Source organism: Capnocytophaga sp. oral taxon 326 str. F0382, assembly GCF_000318295.1.
GTDB lineage: Bacteria > Bacteroidota > Bacteroidia > Flavobacteriales > Flavobacteriaceae > Capnocytophaga > Capnocytophaga periodontitidis.
This window is the reverse complement of the sequence record NZ_KB291418.1, coordinates 49323-68967: the sequence shown is the minus strand read 5'-3', so window position 1 is coordinate 68967 and position 19645 is coordinate 49323. Positions and strand designations below refer to the sequence as shown.

Annotated in this window: 16 protein-coding genes; 10 read left to right on the top strand and 6 right to left on the bottom strand. The window is 37.8% G+C overall.

Going from position 1 to position 19645, the window contains the following annotated elements:
• The first annotated feature begins 69 nt into the window (after positions 1 to 69).
• The 10 genes from HMPREF9073_RS09005 to HMPREF9073_RS08960 all read left to right on the top strand — a co-directional run bounded on the left by HMPREF9073_RS09005 (position 70) and on the right by HMPREF9073_RS08960 (position 12087).
• On the top strand, positions 70 to 633 hold the full coding sequence (locus tag HMPREF9073_RS09005; protein WP_009421255.1) for an AraC family transcriptional regulator: 564 nt from the start codon (positions 70 to 72) through the stop codon (positions 631 to 633).
• Between the two features lie 98 nt (positions 634 to 731).
• Positions 732 to 3389 (top strand): heavy metal translocating P-type ATPase, encoded by a 2658-nt coding sequence (locus HMPREF9073_RS09000; protein ID WP_009750999.1) that lies wholly within the window; start codon positions 732 to 734, stop codon positions 3387 to 3389.
• A 35-nt stretch (positions 3390 to 3424) separates the two neighbouring features.
• A complete protein-coding gene (locus HMPREF9073_RS08995; RefSeq protein WP_009750998.1) occupies positions 3425 to 4504 on the top strand; it encodes a bifunctional 3-deoxy-7-phosphoheptulonate synthase/chorismate mutase type II in 1080 nt (359 codons plus the stop codon).
• Positions 4505 to 4538: 34 nt separating this feature from the next.
• Positions 4539 to 5465 (top strand): Dyp-type peroxidase, encoded by a 927-nt coding sequence (locus HMPREF9073_RS08990; protein ID WP_009750997.1) that lies wholly within the window; start codon positions 4539 to 4541, stop codon positions 5463 to 5465.
• Between the two features lie 46 nt (positions 5466 to 5511).
• On the top strand, positions 5512 to 5727 hold the full coding sequence (locus tag HMPREF9073_RS08985; protein WP_009750996.1) for a hypothetical protein: 216 nt from the start codon (positions 5512 to 5514) through the stop codon (positions 5725 to 5727).
• On the top strand, positions 5715 to 6026 hold the full coding sequence (locus HMPREF9073_RS08980) for a type II toxin-antitoxin system RelE/ParE family toxin (RefSeq protein WP_009750995.1): 312 nt from the start codon (positions 5715 to 5717) through the stop codon (positions 6024 to 6026). The genes HMPREF9073_RS08985 and HMPREF9073_RS08980 overlap by 13 nt, the downstream gene beginning before the upstream one ends.
• Positions 6023 to 8101, top strand: a complete 2079-nt coding sequence (locus HMPREF9073_RS08975; protein WP_009750994.1) for a TonB-dependent receptor domain-containing protein — start codon at positions 6023 to 6025, stop codon at positions 8099 to 8101. Before HMPREF9073_RS08980 ends, HMPREF9073_RS08975 begins: the two co-directional genes overlap by 4 nt.
• A 10-nt stretch (positions 8102 to 8111) precedes the next feature.
• Positions 8112 to 11294: an exodeoxyribonuclease V subunit beta gene (locus HMPREF9073_RS08970; protein ID WP_009750993.1), complete on the top strand. Its 3183-nt coding sequence runs from the start codon at positions 8112 to 8114 to the stop codon at positions 11292 to 11294.
• A 63-nt stretch (positions 11295 to 11357) separates the two neighbouring features.
• The gene (locus HMPREF9073_RS08965; RefSeq protein WP_009750992.1) at positions 11358 to 11543 is read left to right on the top strand and encodes a hypothetical protein; all 186 of its coding nucleotides are present in this window, start codon (positions 11358 to 11360) and stop codon (positions 11541 to 11543) included.
• Complete coding sequence (locus HMPREF9073_RS08960) at positions 11527 to 12087, top strand: GNAT family N-acetyltransferase (RefSeq protein ID WP_009750991.1); 561 nt, start codon at positions 11527 to 11529, stop codon at positions 12085 to 12087. Before HMPREF9073_RS08965 ends, HMPREF9073_RS08960 begins: the two co-directional genes overlap by 17 nt.
• 102 nt (positions 12088 to 12189) lie before the next feature.
• Here the strand turns inward: HMPREF9073_RS08960 and HMPREF9073_RS15280 are convergent, their stop codons facing one another.
• The 6 genes from HMPREF9073_RS15280 to HMPREF9073_RS08930 form a co-directional block, all read right to left on the bottom strand.
• Entirely contained in the window at positions 12190 to 13251 is a 1062-nt protein-coding gene (locus HMPREF9073_RS15280; protein WP_009750990.1) for a hypothetical protein, read from the bottom strand.
• A gap of 93 nt (positions 13252 to 13344) precedes the next feature.
• Entirely contained in the window at positions 13345 to 14097 is a 753-nt protein-coding gene (locus HMPREF9073_RS08950; protein ID WP_034555710.1) for an OmpA family protein, read from the bottom strand.
• 10 nt (positions 14098 to 14107) lie between these two features.
• Entirely contained in the window at positions 14108 to 14671 is a 564-nt protein-coding gene (locus HMPREF9073_RS08945; RefSeq protein ID WP_009750988.1) for a hypothetical protein, read from the bottom strand.
• 4 nt (positions 14672 to 14675) lie between these two features.
• Complete coding sequence (locus tag HMPREF9073_RS08940) at positions 14676 to 17435, bottom strand: AHH domain-containing protein (RefSeq protein ID WP_009750987.1); 2760 nt, start codon at positions 17433 to 17435, stop codon at positions 14676 to 14678.
• Between the two features lie 199 nt (positions 17436 to 17634).
• Entirely contained in the window at positions 17635 to 18546 is a 912-nt protein-coding gene (locus HMPREF9073_RS08935) for a YafY family protein (protein WP_009750986.1), read from the bottom strand.
• A 52-nt stretch (positions 18547 to 18598) separates the two neighbouring features.
• Complete coding sequence (locus tag HMPREF9073_RS08930; protein ID WP_009750985.1) at positions 18599 to 19561, bottom strand: AAA family ATPase; 963 nt, start codon at positions 19559 to 19561, stop codon at positions 18599 to 18601.
• Positions 19562 to 19645 lie beyond the last annotated feature (84 nt).

Below are 19645 nucleotides of genomic sequence, written 5' to 3'. Positions count from 1 at the left end.
CTATATGAATATAGGTTTTGGGTATCACTTTTAAGCACTTTATAATATCTTAATCCTTAAAAGAAATATATGACAAAGTTATTTGTAAAAAATATGGTCTGCCATCGTTGTATAATAGTACTCGATGAACAGTTAAAAGCATTAGGCTTAACACCACAAAGCATCAATTTGGGTGAAATTACTTTTACACAGGAACTTTCGTCTGATGAGATACAAGCTATCAAACAAGCTCTCTTACCCTTAGGATTTGAGGTGATGAACGATAAGAAAAGTGTTGTTATTGAAAAAATAAAATCTATCATTATCAATTTGATACATAACCAAGACAACAAACTATCGTTTAACCTTTCTGAAATACTCAGCAGTGAATTAGGTCGAGATTACGGGGCTTTATCGCGTTTGTTTTCTGAGGTAGAAGGCAGAACTATTGAAAAATTCTTTATTGCTCAAAAGATTGAGAGAGTAAAGGAACTCTTAGTATATGACGAACTGACGCTTAGTGAAATAGCTTATCAACTCAACTATTCAAGCGTAGCGCACTTAAGCAATCAGTTTAAAAAAGTTACAGGACTCACCCCTAGCTTTTTCAAGCAGATAAAAGATAACAAACGTAAGTCTTTAGATGAGGTTTAAAATCTTACAAATTAAATACAAAATTGTGTAATATCCAAGTAGATGTTTTGCTGTATCTTTGCAGCGTAAAACAAATAACTTTTTAACATTTACAATTTATGGAATACAATATAGAAGGTATGGAGTGCACAGGTTGTGCCAATACCGTACAAAAAAAGCTCTCTGAAGTAGCAGGCGTAACAGCTGTTACCGTAGATTTCGCTACTAAAAAAGCTACTGTCGAAACCGATAGAGAAATCCCTTTTGAAGCTCTTGAAAAAGCCTTAGAGGGTACTCATTATAGCATTCATCAGGCTTCAAGCTCTAAAGGTTCTGGTATTTTCTATTGTCCTATGCACTGCGAGGGCGATAAAACCTACGATCACCCCGGTGATTGTCCCGTATGTGGTATGGATTTAGTAGAGCAAGTAGGAGGAGCTCAACAACAACATCATCACCACGAAGAGTCTCCCAAAAAAGTTAAAGGCAATGGAGTTTTCTATTGTCCTATGCACTGCGAGGGCGATAAAACCTACGACCACCCTGGTGATTGTCCTGTATGTGGTATGCACTTGGTAGAACAAGTAGGAGGAGCTCAGCAACAACATCATCACCACGAAGAATCCCCAAAAAAAACTAAAGGCTCTGGTGTTTTCTATTGTCCTATGCACTGCGAGGGCGATAAAACCTACGATCACCCCGGTGATTGTCCCGTATGTGGTATGGATTTAGTAGAGCAAGTAAGTACAGAGGCTCCTGAAGGTGAAAGTGCGGAAGAGCAAAAACGAAAAAAGTTACGTCGTCATTTTTGGGGTGCTGTAGCCTTTACGCTCCCTATCTTTATCATCGCAATGAGCGGAATGTGGCACAACAATCCGCTGTATGAGCTAATGCCCATAAGTACTTGGAATTGGGTGCAGTTTGCGCTTTCTTTACCCGTCGTATTCTATTTCTGTTGGGTATTCTTTGAGAGAGCTTGGCGCAGTATCCGTACCTTGCGCTTCAATATGTTTACCCTCATCGGGATAGGTGCTGGCGTAGCGTGGCTTTTCAGTGTTGTAGGTCTCTTAGCCCCCGATATCTTCCCCGAGCAATTCAAAGAACACGGCTCAGTGCATTTGTATTTTGAAGCAGCTACTGTGATTCTTACTTTGGTACTTTTAGGGCAAGTGCTTGAAGCTGATGCCCATAGTCGTACGCAAGGGGCTATCAAAAAACTGTTGAATTTAGCCCCTAATGAGGCTACTAAAATTGTTCACGGCGAGGAAATAAGAGTCTCTATAGAAGAAGTAACCTTAGGCGATTTGCTTCGTGTAAAACCTGGTGAGAAAATCCCCGTTGATGGTGTAATTACCGAAGGCAATACAAGCATAGATGAGAGTATGATTACAGGAGAGCCTATTCCTGCTGAAAAAGAAGTAGGCAGTAAAGTGTCGGCGGGCACGCTCAACGGCGCTCAATCGTTTGTGATGAAAGCCGAAAAAGTAGGTAGTGACACCCTGCTTTCTCAAATAGTGCAATTGGTACAACAAGCCAGCAGTAGTCGCGCGCCTATTCAAAACTTAGCCGATAAGATAGCCTCCTATTTCGTGCCTATTGTTATCACCATTTCGGTAATTACCTTTATAGTATGGTCTGTATTGGGTAGTGAAAACGCTTACATATATGCCTTGCTCAATGCGGTTGCTGTGCTCATTATTGCCTGCCCTTGTGCGCTGGGGTTAGCAACTCCTATGTCGGTAATGGTAGGCGTAGGTAGAGGAGCGCAACATGGTATTTTGATACGCAATGCCGAAGCTTTAGAAGTGATGAACAAAGTAAACACTTTAGTCATCGACAAAACAGGCACACTTACTGAGGGGAAACCCAGTGTGAGCGAAGTATTTACCTTTGGCAACAGAAGTGAAAAGGACTTGTTACAAGTGCTCTATAGTCTCAATCAGCATAGTGAACACCCTTTAGCAAAAGCTACCAATGCATACACTCAAGCACAAGGTGCTACTCCCCTACCCTTTACTAACTTTGAAGCCTTGGCGGGCAGAGGGGTAAAAGCCTCTTACGAAGGAAAAAATTATTTCTTTGGCAATGAACGATTGATGGAAGAAATCGGTGCTCCTTTATCCGAAGAAATACAAACTGTGGTAAAAACAGCGCAAGCAGCAGGAAAAACCGTTTCACTTCTCGCCATAGAAAAAGAAATCATTGGTGTAGTTACCATTACCGATAAAATAAAAACTTCTACCGTTAAAGCCTTACAAGAGTTGCAAGGTTTAGGAGTAGAAATCGTAATGCTCACAGGCGACAACCCTATTACTGCCGCTGCGATAGCCAACGAAATAGGCATCAGCAACTACAAAGCTGGTATGCTCCCTCAAAACAAACAAGCTGAAGTAGCGCGTTTGCAAGCTGAAGGAAAAATCGTAGCAATGGCAGGCGATGGTATCAATGATGCGCCTGCTTTGGCACAAGCTAACGTAGGCATCGCAATGGGCACCGGAACTGATATCGCTATAGAAAGTGCTGAAATCACCTTAGTAAAAGGCGATTTAAATGGTATTGTAAAAGCCAAAAAACTCAGCAAAGCGGTAATGAAAAACATACGCGAGAATCTATTTTTTGCTTTGGTATACAACGCTGTAGGTATCCCCGTTGCTGCAGGAGTGCTATACCCTATCTTTGGCATTTTGCTCTCCCCTATGCTCGGAGCTTTAGCTATGAGCTTTAGCTCGGTAAGTGTCATTAGTAATGCTTTAAGATTGAGAAGAACCAAACTCTGACACCTGACACCTGCCCCCTAACACCTAATAATACAATGGAAATAACAAAAGAAAACAGAAAGTGGTTAGACAATTTACACCTCAACCACCCCGTCGTAATTGCGGGACCTTGTAGTGCCGAAACTGAAGAGCAAGTGCTAAAAATAGCACACAGCCTCAAAAATACCGATGTATCTTTCTTCCGTGCCGGAATTTGGAAACCTCGTACCCGCCCTGGTATGTTTGAAGGCGTAGGTGCCTTAGGACTCCAATGGCTACAACGTGTAAAAGATGAAACAGGTTTAAAAACCGCCACCGAAGTAGCTAATAAAGACCACGTGAAGATCGCCTTAGAACACGATATTGATATGTTGTGGATAGGCGCGCGCTCTACCGTGAGCCCTTTTATCATTCAAGAGATAGCCGATGAATTAGAAGGTACTGATAAGATTATCTTGGTAAAAAACCCCGTAAACCCCGACCTCGCTTTGTGGATAGGAGCTTTAGAACGCCTGCAACGTGCGGGCATTAAGAATTTAGGGGTGATACACCGCGGTTTCTCTACTTACGAAAAAACCAAATATCGCAATATTCCTGAATGGCAATTGGTGATTGAACTGCAAAACAAATACCCTAATTTGCCAATTATCTGCGACCCTTCACATATCACCGGCAAACGCGATTTGATTTTCGATGTATCGCAAACGGCTCTCGACCTCAATTTCGATGGCTTAATGATTGAAACACACTGCAATCCTGATACCGCGTGGAGCGATGCCGCCCAGCAAGTCACCCCCGAACGCCTTGTTAAAATAATGAATGATTTACGTATTCGGAAAACATCTACCTCTGAAGAAGATTATGTGAGTCAGCTGGGAAATTTGCGTTCACGTATCGATATTATTGATGAACAATTATTGGATTTACTCAAAAAACGAATGGATATCGCCGATGAGATTGGCACTTTAAAAAAAGCCAACAACGTAGCCATTTTGCAAAATACCCGTTGGCACGAAATCCTCGGCAAAATGATTTTAGAAGGCGAACAACGCAACCTCAGTGAAGAGTTTGTTATTCAGGTATTCAAAGCTATTCACCAAGAGTCTATCAATAGGCAAGCTAGAATCGTGAGGTAATTTGCTAATTTGCTAACAACTAAAAATAAAAATAATGAATTATCAAAATGTAACTGATTTGCCTAATAACAATACTGTATTTTTGGTATGGGCATTTAAGAAGAATATAACAAAAAAACTGCTAAACAGCACTTTTGAAAAAGTATGTGGGTTGGTAGGCAACCTCAACAACTCAGTAGCCGACCGCTTTCCCGAAGGTCGTGCCAGTGTAACCATAGGCATTAGCCACAGCGCGTGGCTTGCTTTGGGGCTACCCAAACCGCTCCCAAAAGAACTCAAAGATTTTCAGCCTATCAAAGGAAGTAAACACACGGCTGTAGCCACTAAAGGCGACTTGCATTTTCATATCCGCGCGCACAACCAAAGTTTGGCTTACGATATGGCAGCTGCCATTAGTGAGGTAATGCAACCCATTGCCGACTGTATTGTAAACGTACAAGGGTTTAGATATTGGGATGGGCGTGCTATCATTGGCTTTGTAGATGGCACCGAAAACCCTCGTGGTGCAGAACGCGAACAGTTTGCCGTAGTAGGTGATGAAGACCCTGATTACCAAGGAGGAAGTTACCTATTCGTACAAAAATACGTACACGATATGAACGCTTGGCGTGCGCTCCCCGTTAGCGAACAAGAAAAAGTAATAGGGCGTAGCAAAGAAATGGACATAGAAATGGATGACGATACCAAACCGTCAAATTCCCATTCAGCACTTGCTAATGTAGGCGATGACCTAAAAGTAGTGAGAGACAATATGCCTTTCCACGACCCTATAAGTCACCAAATGGGTACTTACTTCATCTGCTATGCCAATACGTTTAGTACAGTAGAAAAGATGCTTACCAATATGTTTATAGGCAATCCCGCTGGTAATTACGACCGTCTATTAGATTTCAGCACAGCCGAAACAGGAACACTTTTCTTTGTACCATCTTTGGATATGTTAGATGAATTTGCAGGATAAAGGGAACTATTCTACTAATTATCTTTAACTATATACCTAAAAAACTATGAATATACTAGTACAACCTTTAAACACAGAAGAGCTACTTTTAGTGGAAGAATGGCTCAAGGAACAACAAATTTCTTTTAAAAGGAGTGAAACACATTTCACTGAAGCTCAATTATCTTCCATAGAAAGAGGTATTGAACAAGCTAATAACAGATTGTTAAAACCTTATACTGAAGTTAGAAAAAAAGCGCGTGAAATAGTATGTGGAAATTAGAATGGACACCAGAAGCAGAAATGCAGTATTATGATATTTTGTCTTATTGGACAAACCATAATAAATCAAACTCTTATTCTATGAAAATTATGAATGAAGTGGAGAAAAGTGAGGATTTGCTTATATATAATCCCTTTATTGGACAAGAGCATTATTTGAGCACTCCATATTTCAAGATAAGAAGTCTATTAGTTCTTAAAAACTTCTCTATTATTTACCGCATAACTGAAAAAATCGAAATACTTTCTTTTTGGGATAATAGAAATGACCCTACAAAATTAGAAAGATTAACACTATGAAACTCCTTTTTACAACCTTACTATTAGTTTATTTTATGACCACTACAGCGCAAGAAGTAGTGCCTGAAACTCCTTTGGATACGATTGTGCTCAGTGAGGTAATTGTAAAAGCACAGCGCAAAACACAATATACCGATAAGGCGAGTTTTACCTTTGAAAAGAAAGCTGTGGAACAAGCACGCTATGCCAAAGACCTCTTGCGCAGTTTGCCCAACCTGCACCTCAATCCTGTAACCAACCAGATTGCTACCCTTAAAAGGGGTACGCTCTTGGTATTAGTGAACGGTGTAGAGGCAACTGACTTGCAAATACGCGGTATTGCTCCTCAAAACGTAGCACGCATAGACTATTACGATATTCCGCCTGCGCGCTGGAGCAATAGGGCTGACACAGTGGTGGACATCATCACACGTTCGGCTGAAGAGGGGTATTCGGTAGGGGTAGATGGGCTTTCGGCACTTACTACGGGTTTTGTAGATGCTTCGGCTTATGGTAACTACACCAAAGGCAAGCATACGTTGGGAGTGGAATACAAATTGGAGTTTCGCAATTACAACGATAGATACTATGAAAAACACTCCGATTATGAACTATCGGGTGTCCGTTATGCAAACGACCAACTGTCAAAATCAGGGTTTAGCTATAATGCACACAACGCCTCAGTGCGTTATAGCGCAGTAGTACCACAAAACTACAATTTTCAAGTTAAAGCAGGAATGGAGCTTTTGAATCGCTCTGCACATAGCAATGGCATAAACCTATTTACACAAGGTACAACAGTTAGCCATCACACATTATCAGGTAAAAGTCACGACCACTGGTTGCGCCCCAAAGTAGACCTATACTTCTCTAAAAAATTAGGCAAACGTGATGAATTGAGCGTAAACGCCGTGGGGAGTTATTACAACACTACCAGAGAGAACCTCTCAAAAGAATGGGAGACCACAACTGCACAAAATGTATACAACGATGATATGGATTTGAAAGTAAAACAACGCGGTTGGGTAGGTGAAGTAGCACATACTCATCAGTTTACTATAGGCAAACTCAATTCAGGCTACCGCATTAGCAGTACTTTTATCGACAACGACTTACGTAACTTAGCAGGTACTTCGGCTTACGATGTTACCTATACCAATCAGTATTTGTACACCGAGTTTGTAGGCAAAAAGGCTAATTTTATGTACAGAGCCAGTGCTGGGCTTACCCACACCCACAACCGTAGTGCCGAAAATACTTTTACCGAATGGGTATTTACCCCAAAAGTAGTGTTGGGTTATGAACTCGCTAATAACCAGAGTTTGCGCCTCACAAGTTACTATGTACCCCGCAGTCCGCGTAGTGCAGAACTCAGTAGCAATATAACACAACAAGCGCCGAACATTTTGGAGACAGGAAATCCTTACCTAAAATCACAACATATATTTTGGACTGGACTCTCTTATACTTTCAACAATGAGTACACCGATTTTAACCTTCAACCCTTCTACAAAAACACCCAACGAGTAATTACTGATATTTATATCAAAGACCCCATACGCAACGGACTACTCAGCACTTATGAAAATAGTAAATATCACGAGGAATTTGGTTTTTCATTAGATGGCACTTTTAAACCATTAAGAAATGATTTATTTGTATTTTCAGCTAATATAGCCCCTACACGTGAAACTTTGGTTACTGATGCTGGACTACGTGCCCGCAATGATTATATCGACAACAACCTATCACTTACTTTCACCTATAAAGATTTGAGGATTGATTACAGTTTCAACTTTCCTATTTATTACATAGATGGGAATACGATGAGCACTTATGAAAATAACAATGATATTTTTGTAGAATACCAGTTAGGTAATTGGACACTTAAAGGTGGCGTGTTTTGGTTAGGAATGCCTTCGGAATACAAGATGAAGAGCAGTTACGAAGGTTTGGTAAACCAACATAGCTATACCCACATAGAGAACAACCGGAATATGTTAGTCTTCGGTGTTAGCTACGATTTCTCTAAAGGAAAAAACAACTCTATAGACAAAAAACTCAATAATGATACTGCTCCTGCAGCACAGTTTTAACAATTAACAAATGACTGAACCAGCAAATTATACTATATACAACGCCTCGGCAGGCTCTGGAAAAACCTATAGCCTCGTAAAGGCTTACTTGCAAATTATCCTCAGCAGCAAATACCCCGATTTGTTTAGGCAATTGCTCGCTATTACTTTCACCAATAAGGCGGTCTTTGAAATGAAGAACCGCATCATTGAACTTTTAGGCGTATTCAGTGAGGACAAAATGCTCACCAATCCTCACCCTATGTTTAGCGAGTTAGCAAAGGATTTGAAGCTCCCCGATGAGGAACTGAGAATGCGTTCGGCTAAAACTTTGGAGCATATACTGCACAACTATGCTGCTTTTAATATCAGCACCATTGATGGCTTCAACCACCAACTGATACGCCGCTTTTCACACGATTTGCACCTCAATCCTTTCTTTGAAGTGCAATTGGATAGCAAGGCTTTACTGGAGCGCGCGGTAGATAATTTGATGAGTAGAGCAGGAAATGACAATGAACTCACCCAACTACTCATCGATTTTGCCAACGAAAAAATAGACGACGACAAGAATTGGGATACTACTAAAGAACTGCTTGACGTAGCCGAAATGCTCACTAACGAGAACTATTATGAGCCTTTACAATTGCTGAAAGACAAGGAAATATCTAATTTTAAAGCCCTCAAAAACACCCTACTCAACCAGCGCAACAATGCCCTAAAAACGATTAAAACTTCCGCCGATGACTTTATGCAACTGATGCACGACCACAGTTTAGACAGAAGTGCTTTTAACAGAGGTTATTTATACGATTTCTTCGATAAACTCACCGCCAACAACCCTAAGGAGCCCTCGTGGGGCGTTGGTTGGCAAAACAATCTATTACAAGGCGAACCACTTTATGCTAATTCGGCAGCTAAGAAGTACGATACCGCCCTTATTGATAGTTTGCAAGATACGATTGCCAACCTGTTTTTGGCTATCAAAGAGGCTTTTGGCACCCTTGCCTTTGCAAACAACGCGTTGAGATATGTTGTGCCTTTGGCTTTGCTCAACCGCATACAAAAAGAAATAGAAAACATTAAAGAAGAAGAAAACATCTTGCCTATATGGGAGTTCAACGGGGTGATTTCTTCAGAACTCAGCAACCAGCCCGTACCTTTTATCTACGAGCGTATTGGCGAGAAATTCCGTCACTATTTCATCGATGAGTTTCAAGATACCTCAGTGCTGCAATGGCAGAACTTTATACCGCTTATCCTCAATGCAGTACAAAGTGAGGTAAACAAACAACGCGGGTCGGTATTGCTTGTGGGTGATGCCAAACAATCGATTTATCGTTGGCGAGGAGGCAAGGCTGAACAGTTTATGAGTCTGTATAACAATGAAGTAAACCCTTTCCTCATCAAAGGAGAAGTAAAAGACCTCGACAAAAACTTCCGAAGTTTAGAAGCTATTATCGATTTCAATAACCTCTTTTTCAACTTTGCAGCAGACCTTTTCCAAAGTGAGACTTACAAAAACCTTTACAAAAACGCTGCTCAAAAATATCCCAAAAACAAAAAAGAACAATCCTTACCCAAAGGTTATTTCAATCTCACGTTTATCACTACAGAAGAAGAGGATATGTTTACGGAAGAGGATAACAACAGCAATGCCGTTATACTCTCACCGCGCGAACACAGCTATTGTGAAGCTATTTTAGAGAAAATAGAACACGCTAACCGCGCAGGGGCTGCCGATAAGGATATTACGATATTGGTGCGCACTAACCGCGAAGGAGCTGCCGTTGCCTCTTTCCTTTCAGAACACCAAAGAAATGTGATTTCCCCCGATTCGCTATTGCTGAAAAACGTGGCATCGGTACAGTTTCTCGTCACCCTATTACGCTTGCTTTATCACCCCGAAAGTGAAGAACTCAAACTGCAATTACTCTTTGATTATCTGCGTTTTAAATCGACTAAAGACCCTCACTTATTCCTCAGCAAATATGTAGAGGAACCCGTAAATACTTTTCTTGCCGATTTTCAGTTTTCTATAGAGTTGTTCAACCAATATTCTCTGTATGAAGGAGTCGCTTTGGCAGTAAATTGCTTTGACCTTGCCCGTCCATCTGATGCTTATCTCACTCATTTTATGGATATTGTATTCGATTTTAAGAATGCGCGCAAAGGAGGTTTAGCCGATTTTCTGGAGTTTTGGGACGACCAGCAAGAAAAACTCAGCATCAGCTCACCCGAAGGGTTAAACGCTATTACCGTGATGACAGTTCACAAGAGCAAAGGGCTTTCTGCCCCCGTGATTATCTACGCTTTTGCCGATAGCAAACTCATTGATACTCACACTGAAAAACTTTGGTTTCCCGTAAACCACGAGCAGTTTAACGGTTTTGACTATCTGCTGGTAAACAGCAATAAAAGTTTAGTGAACTACGACCCGCAAGCCGAAGAACTGATGACACAATTGCACGAACAAAACCTCCTCGACCAGCTAAATGTGCTATATGTAGCAATGACGCGCCCCGAATCGTTTCTTTATGTAATCACCTCACTCCCCAAAGGCAGTGCTGGAACGTATGGCACGCTCTTTAAAGAGTTTTTAGAAGAAAACAAACAGTGGAATGAGAATGTAGTGGAATATACCTTTGGAAACCCCGTATTTCCTGAGAAGAAAGAGAAAGCAGCAGCTGAAGAATCACCTATTCCTTTTCAAAAAGGTTGGCAGCAGCCGAACTACAAGATTGCGACGGGAGCTTCCTTGCTATGGGACACTCACCAACAAGAAGCCTTGGAGCGCGGTAACCTCATTCACGAGTTATTCTCAAAAATCACTTACGCCACCGACCTCAATACTGTGCTCAACGATGCGTTACAAGAGGGCACACTCACTGCCGAACAATACAAGCTATTGCACCCCCAAATGGCGCGATTGCTTAGCAACAGCACTTTAGCACCCTTCTTTAGCAAAGACTACGAATACTTTATGGAACGCGAGTTTATAGATGCTAACGGCAACTATTTCCGTCCCGACCGACTTGCCTACAACCCCACCACTCGTGAAGTCTATATCATAGATTACAAAACAGGACAACCCAACGACCAATACCGCACCCAACTACAGTATTACCAACAAAACCTAACAGCCATAGGTTGGCAAGTAAAAGGAAAATACTTAGTATATTTGGACTTGGGAAAAGTGGTAAGTGAAAAGTGATTTTGTTGATTGACAATTATTTCGTATTTTTGCCAAAAATTCTAACTAATAATTCTATAAAAGATGGCAACAAGTATCCAACCTACTCCCACCTTACTTGGAAAAGAAGCCGAAGCTTTTTGGGAGAAAATAGCTAATTACGACAATTATCTTAAAGAAAAAGGTATTGTTCTAAACCGTAAAAAAATAGAAGAAGAAGCCGCACGCTTTAGAGAACTTTTTAAAAGAAAAGATGATGATGACAAATAACCCTAATAATGGCGGTATTTTGTTACTCACAGAAAACCATACCATTAAACCTTTTGATTGTGAAGACGATGATTTGAACGACTTTCTGTTTAATGAAGCCATACCATACACTAAAGAAATGCTCGCGACTACATTCATTATAGAAAATGATGAGAGAACTTTAGGTTATTATAGTCTTTTAAGTGATAGTTTTCGAGTGGAAGAAACAAATTTTGTTTCTAAAACACAATATAAAAACTTCTTACGCGAATTAGTACCACATCCCAAACGTCATTTAAAAGGTTTTCCTGCTATTAAAATAGGACGTTTAGCAATTGACAAGACTTTTAAAGGAAAAGGACTTGGAGCATTGATTGTCAATGCAATTATTGCAGATTGTATTCATATAAACCAGAAACACGCCTGCCGATTGATTACTATTGATGCTTACAAGAAAGCTATTCCTTTTTATGAAAGATTTGGTTTCCAATTCCTAACAGAAAATGATAAAGACCTAAATATACGCCAAATGTTCCTTGACCTCAGCAAGATAAAGGATTTCTAAACACTCTTACCAACTCTTCTTTCCCACTACGCCCCTCATATTGTGTAATAGAACGATTCCACCACGCACTATTAGGGTGGGCTTTGGCAAGTAGTGTTGTAATTATTTCTGATATTTTTCATCAATGTACTTGTTTAATTCTTTCATTCGTTTTTTTTCAATACCGAGTGCGGAAGCAAGAGAAGAAAGTTCCTGCTTTAAATCTATTGAGCTAGTTGATACTGATTCCTCTTGGGTTGGAGATTCTAATTCCTCTTGAGCAGTAGATGCTGATTCCTCTTGGGTAGTGGGTGCTGATTCCTCTTGTTTTGAAATATCTATTTTGCCTAATTCTACTAAATATCTATAAGCATCAAGGTAAATTTCTTCTCTTTCTGTAAATAATGGTGGTACTTTACCCTCTGTTTCATATATATTCCGTAAACATTTTAAAAGATCAAAATTATTATCCATAATTTCTTCTATATATTCTCTATCCTTATCTTTTCCTTTTACTATTTTTTTAGATTTTTCTTTACTAACAATTCTAAGAAGCTCCCTTATATATCTTTCTTGATTACTTGGAGATAGATAAGAACTTTTTATATACTTATGACAAAAGAAAATCAAAATTAAAACCGATATTCCAATAATAAAAGAATATCCACTCAATATATTATTTATTATTTTTAAATCAATAAGCATATGAAAAATAAAACAAACAATCCACAACCATAAACTCACTTGTCCAATTAGAATATTGATTTTAGAAGGAGAAAATTTACCTGCTTTAGTACTTAACGGATTATCATCAAATTCTATTTCATTATACCTCAATGTTCCCATTGCATAACCATAAGGAATGTTTAATTCTCTTTGTTCATAATTAGCAATAGCTCTCTCGCAAAGTTCATATTGTGCTTTTGACCCTTTAAACATATAAATCCACAACATAGAGAATATAGCACTAACAATGGATAGTGCTATACATAGTATATTTGTTTTGAGTGAAAAACTCTCTCCTTGAAATAATTTATCCAATAGAAAACCATACCCAGTAAAACACAATATCAAAAAAGGTCCTAAAAATATACTTTTTTGCCACAGATTATTGAGTTCTAAATCTCTACATCTATAGAGATTTTCTAAGATCATTTTTTCTTTATCACTTAAATCTTTACTCATTTTTAAATCTTTTATAAATGATTATATGAAAAAAGTTTAAACACGTTTATGATAATGATTTGTAGGAGCAAAATAATTTGCCCCTACAAAAAATTACTTCACTGACACATTCCCCCTTCTATTTTCTTCTATAGTTTTATAAGAAGAATTGTTGTATTGACTTTCACCATACCATTTTGTTTCTACTTTATCAGTAGGCACTCCTTCAGCAATAAGGCTGTTTTTGATGGCTTCAGCACGGCGTTCTGAAAGGCGATCATTGAGTTTATCGGTACCTAAATCGCAAGTATAGCCCTCTACTAAAAGAACTGCCTCCTTGTTAGTTTGTAGGTAAGTTTTAGCAAACTCTTTTAGTAAATCTTGGGTTTCTTGTTTTAGGACATAAGAACCTTTTTCAAACAACATTCCAATTGACGGAATAGCTATTTGGGCACTCTTATTTGCCTCAGCATTTTTTAGATTCTCTTCCATTTGGCGTTTAAAAGAATCTATGTTGTCTATTGTACCTCCTACATTAGTAAGCGGACTACTAATAGCTAAAGAAGTTTGCCAATTGAAGGTAGGTTCTTTTGGAGTTTGAGCATCTATATTATCATCAGCTTCTCCTGCTCCTACATAGTCATTAGAAATGTTAGGTTGTTCTTGTGTGTTAGTCTTCTGCTGACTATTGTAATACCAATATCCTCCACTACCTAACAGCGCAACGGCTATTAAAGCACCTGCTATTATTCCACCTTTATTTTTGCGACTACAATTCGCACATACAAACCCTTGTGGAGTTTGTTTTCCGTTTGACACCTGCTCATCTGGTATCATTTTAGAGCATTTGATGCATTTTTCTGACATAATATTTAAGTTATTTAAAGATTCTACTTAAAATTGATTCTTTTTTTATTTCACAAGGTTCAAAATCTATTCCTATAAAATGGTTCTCTTTAATAAATTCTGCAAAACTTGTTGTTACAAAAATAGAGGTATACATTTCAGGGATTTTAAACATACTTGCTCCTATTTCATTAGGATAAAATACATATTTTGAAACCCACATTATTTCTCCGTTAGAAAAATAATCAATCTTAGATTTCTTTTTATTAAGTATCCCCTTTATAGAAAGACAAGGATTCATAATATAATACAATTTATTTTCTATCTTAATAGGAAGAAATTCTATACCTTCTAAATTGAGTTTTTCTTGTAGTTTATGATATACTTTTAAACTGCATAAAGGTATTGTTCCTAACAGAAAAGGAAAATCACAAATAAGATCTCCTCTTTCTTGGTGCCATTTTGCCTCTACTTCTTTCCATTTATTAGATAATTGTGTTCCAAAGTATTCCTCTAAAAGAGATAAAACATCTTCGTCTTCAATTAATGGCTCAACACAATCAATATCTTGTTTTTTTACTAAAAAAATACTCATAATTTTATCGTCTTATATTATTAAAAGAGTTCCAAAGCCTATTCACATAATGTTTGTCTTTTGATAGGAGCTGTACATTCCCTTTATACAAGTCACGTTTTATATTATCAAGAGCTTCTTCCACTCCTTTTTTTCCAGTTTTTTTATAGGCTTCTAAAATCCTCTGATAAACTATTTCGTCATATTGTCTGATATGATTCCCGTGAAGACTACCTTTAAAAATACTTTTAGGATGCATTGGTAAGAGTATACCATTTCGAGCGTCATTTATATCAATACCACATTTCTCTAACATTTTTCTTGTTTCTTTTGCTGTTGGGCTATTTCCTGCTACTATATGGTGTGCTTGAATACCTTTTTCTCCTAATTTTCTACTTAATAATTTTTCTTTTAGTATAGCTCTTTTTTCTTTGCCACTCATAAAAGACATCAAATTTTTTAGTAAAATTGTTCCACTTGCAGACTTCCCTAAATCTTGATTTTTGACAAACTCAGCATTACGATCATATCGAGATTGTGTAATAAATTGATTATCAAACTTCTTAGCCAAACGTTCTGTAAAAATGTGAAGTTTTGAATTGATCCATACTTTATCAACAATTTGAACCCATTGTTTTTCAATCGCTCCACTACTATTCTTTGCTAATTTTACTACTTTTCCAAAAGTCTTGTTTTTAGCAAAATATATAGTTGATTTGCCTACTTGTCGGGCAACAGTACTAAGTTTGACAATACTTTTCCTAATAGGAGATGTTTTAGGTAATTTTACATTTACTACAGCTCCTGCTACCACAGCCCCAGCCGTAAGTAACATTCCATTTTTATCCTTTTTGATAACAGCTTCAGTCATATCAATAACATCTTGTCCATCAATATTTCTGAGCATATTTTTTCCAGCAGTTTTTAAACCTTGCTTTGCACTTGTTTTCATAACTCCTTTTGCAGAAGTCTTTCCTATTTCAGTAGTAGCTCTGGCGCTACTTGCATAACCTACTGTTAAAGCAGAAGCTATATTCACACCATTATCTAAAAGTTCTGCATTTCGTTCTGCTTTTATCTGTGCTATTCGTTCCTTATCATCACCTGCATTTTTAATTTCTATTTCGGAATGAGCTACAGCAACTCCTGCATCTGCTACATTTATTACTACAACTGTTGCTACTGCTGCTACAGCTATAGGCGTTACCGCTACTGCTGCTACAACTATAAGAGCTGTACTTGTATAATTAACAATATTATTCCAAGTGTTTTTATGTTTCTTATAAAACTCATTAGCTTTATCTGTATTAGAGATTTGTTTTTCTCTATCCTGAGCTGTTGTCCAAGTTCCATTTTTGGTAGGAAAACCATTATTATCTAATTCTCCTTCATAAAGATCACCATTTTCAAAGAGTATACTTGCTTTTTTAGGAAATTTGGAAGAACCATCCCAATTAGCAGTAATGGCAATTGTTTCTTTACCTTCTTTTAAGAAAAGTGTACCATCTCCTTTTATTTTACCATCTCTAAACTCCCCTTGATACCTACTACCATCTTTAAAAGTAAAAACCCCTAATCCATTGAATTTATTATCTACAAATTCACCATCATAAGCATTACCATCCTTGAAATGATAATAACCTATTCCATATTTTTGGTTTTCTACAAAATCACCTTCATAATAATCACCATTTGGGTAGGTTATCTTACCCTGCCCATTAATCCATCCTTCTGCCCAATTACCAACATAAGTAAACTCTTTACAAATGTATTTACCTAAACTATCTTGTTGTCCGTTTTTCCAATGTCCATCATATATTTCTCCTGTGTGGTAAGTATAACGTCCTTCTCCACTATATTGGTCATTTTCCCAACTCCCCATATAAGTATCGCCATTGCTAAGGGTTATATCACCATAACCACTTTTTTTACCCTTAGCCCAAGTGCCAGAATAAAAAGTTGAATCAGATAAAAGCATATATCCTTCACCATTCAGATTATGATTCTTAAAATTACCTTCTAAAAGAACATAAGGTGTTTTATAGAGTCCATAACCATTGAGTTTCCCTCCTGCCCATTCACCTATAATAGTATCAGTAGCCGATGTAAAAGAACCCTCACCGTGCCATTTGCCTTTATCCCAATTACCACTATATTGACTACCCGAAAAATAATTTAATTCTCCATACCCTTGAGGTAAACTATTTCTCAATAACCCTCTATAAATTCCATTAGTTGTAGTAATTGTAGTATCAGCTTCAAATATTTTGTTGTCTTTCCAAATTCCTGATACTACTTTTCCATTTTCTTTATAATTAGTACCTCTGCCTGAGCGCTTTCCTTTTTGCCATTCTCCTTTGTATGATAGTTTTCCATCTTTATAATAAGATAAATAGCCGTTGGGCTGACTTTCTAAAAATTCGCCTATATAGATTTCTTCAGGACGTACCCATACTCCAAAACCAACAAATTTTTCTTCTTTTACATTCCCTATATACTTATGATTATTGCTTTTCACGATGTCTTGCTGAGAAGTCGCACCATAATAGGCTTCTATAACACTTGAACTTACCTTTTTTCCGTTGTAATAGGCAGAAAGAGTTCCTTTTCCGTGAATTACATTTTCAAAAACACCTCCTTCCCAATGATAAGAAAGACTATCATTAGGTTGAGTAAGTAGTAAGTAATTATTATCTGTAGTTACCCACTTCTTCTCAATACTTATTTTTTTATTACAAGAAAACAGACTGATAATAACTGATAGTATGAATATATACTTTTTCATAAGTTGTTTATTTTTCTGTAGAAAGAATACTATTTGTTTTTTAAGTATTCAAAATTACACCCTCACTCTGCCAAAAGCAACAGTGTAAAAATTTTCTTCTTTTTCAGGCGACAAATGTAAAAAAATATTCTTTAATAATTCCTAATAAAATCTTAATTTTAACATTTTAAGCAATTTGCCATTCGTATTTTGTATTTCGTCATTCGTAATTATCCAATGCTTGTTTGAGTCGCATCACAATATGTTCGCGATACCACTGTGGTTCAATTACTTGTATACGGTTACCTAACGATAATAACTTTTGGTCGAAATCGTAGGAGGGGGTAAGATGTAGGCGTATTACGAGCTCTTCAGCGTTGTCAGTAAGGATTTCTTGGGAGGGATGCAAAGGGCGTACTTTGGCATAATTACCTTGATGACGGTCAAAACGGAGAATAATATCTTCAGGTGGGTCAGGTAAGGCTATCACTCCATAGGCATTGCGAAAATGTTCCTCTACATTAAAAGGTGCAGGTGTGAATGTTTTTTTGAGAATATCAAGGTCGGTAATGCGGTCGAGTGCAAAAACACTTATAGAGGGTAAGTCGTTATTAGGCGCAGTATCACAAGCGAGGAGATACCAATGGTAATCAAACTCTTTGAGAGCGTAGGGTTGTACGGTATGAGACAAATAGGTATCTTCGCGAAATTTGTGATAGGTGAATTGCAGCAGTTGGTGATTATCAATAGCATAGATAAGTCCGTAGAGCCAATTGAGTCCGCGTGTGGGACGTTTTTCAAAGTGTATAAATTGTTTTTGATACGGATTTTGGCGAAGCGCTTCTTGTAGCCAGTCGTTTTCGATCTGGAAGTTTTGTTCCTCGCTAAGCTCGTCCCAATTGATGGTATAGATATTGCTAGAACGAGTGTAGTTAAGCTGTATATCGCGTTCAGTGAGAAGGTCGCATTTGTCGCGTTCAAAGGTGCGTTCCTTATAATCGTAAGGAATATCCTTATCCTCGAAACGGCGTTCGATATAATCTTTAATATCAGCGAAAGAAGCTCCACTATCGCCTCTGTTTTTTAAGAGCTCCAATAGGAATTGAAAACGGAGATTTTTGTAATTTGCCATAATGTTAATGTATTAAGTTGTCGGTACATTAATAGGTACAAACAAAAATAATTTATAATGATTGTTGAAATTCGGTTTGGTATTTATTGAAAATTTGGAAATAGCGTTTCATATTCTCAAGTTCCCACCATTTAGATAAACTTACAGGGTGGGTATCAAGATTGTATATTTTTGCATTGGGGATAGAAAGCAAAAAGGGCGAATGTGTTGCAATAATAAACTGTGTATTAAAAGCACGTGCTGAAAGCTCAATGAACTCTACTAATTTGAGTTGCGTTTCGCACGACATACTGTTCTCTGGTTCGTCTAATAAGTACAACCCTGGGTCGGCTATCTGCTCCATAAGGTACATTAGCCCTGTTTCGCCATTAGAAAATGAAGGTTCTACTCTGCCTATCGTTTTTTTGAGGTATTGGGTATAGCTACTTTTCCGCATAGTGTAAAAATCATTAAATTGCTCTACACTTCTCTCATCTTTCAAATTAATAGATTTAGGTACTACTCCTTTTGCTACTGTCTTTTCTTTAATAAGCATCTCGCTTTTAAAGCGTTTTTGGTCCTCTTTAAGGCGTTTGTCTATCATTTTTTTAAACACATCATCGCTGGTAATCATCTTACTAATTTCTAAAATATCGTATTTGTGATTAGTCCTATCTACAAGGTCTAAATCTTCATCTGTATGGCGAAAATCAGTCTTAAAAGAACACATTTTTACGTATTTTTCCATTAAATAAGACGAATTATAAGGAGCCTCTCTTGAAATATTCAATTTGTTTGAAATTACATTTAAAATTGTAGACTTACCTGAACCATTACCCCCATATAGAATAGTGATAGGTTCAAAATCCAAGCAGGTAAGGCGATGGGCTAAAAGGCTAAATGGATAAACTTTTTCAGCAATGTAATTAAGGGCTGGCTCTATAGGACGCCTATCTTCTTTACTATAGAAAAACCTCTGTAGTTCTTCTTCCTCTTCTTCTACTGAAGGAAAATAAAAAGTTTCTAAGTATACCATTTTTTATTAGTTTTTTGGTTTCACGGTGCAAAGGTAAGGCGCTACTCTGACAAATAGCGTCAGTGATAAAAAAACACATCCTTT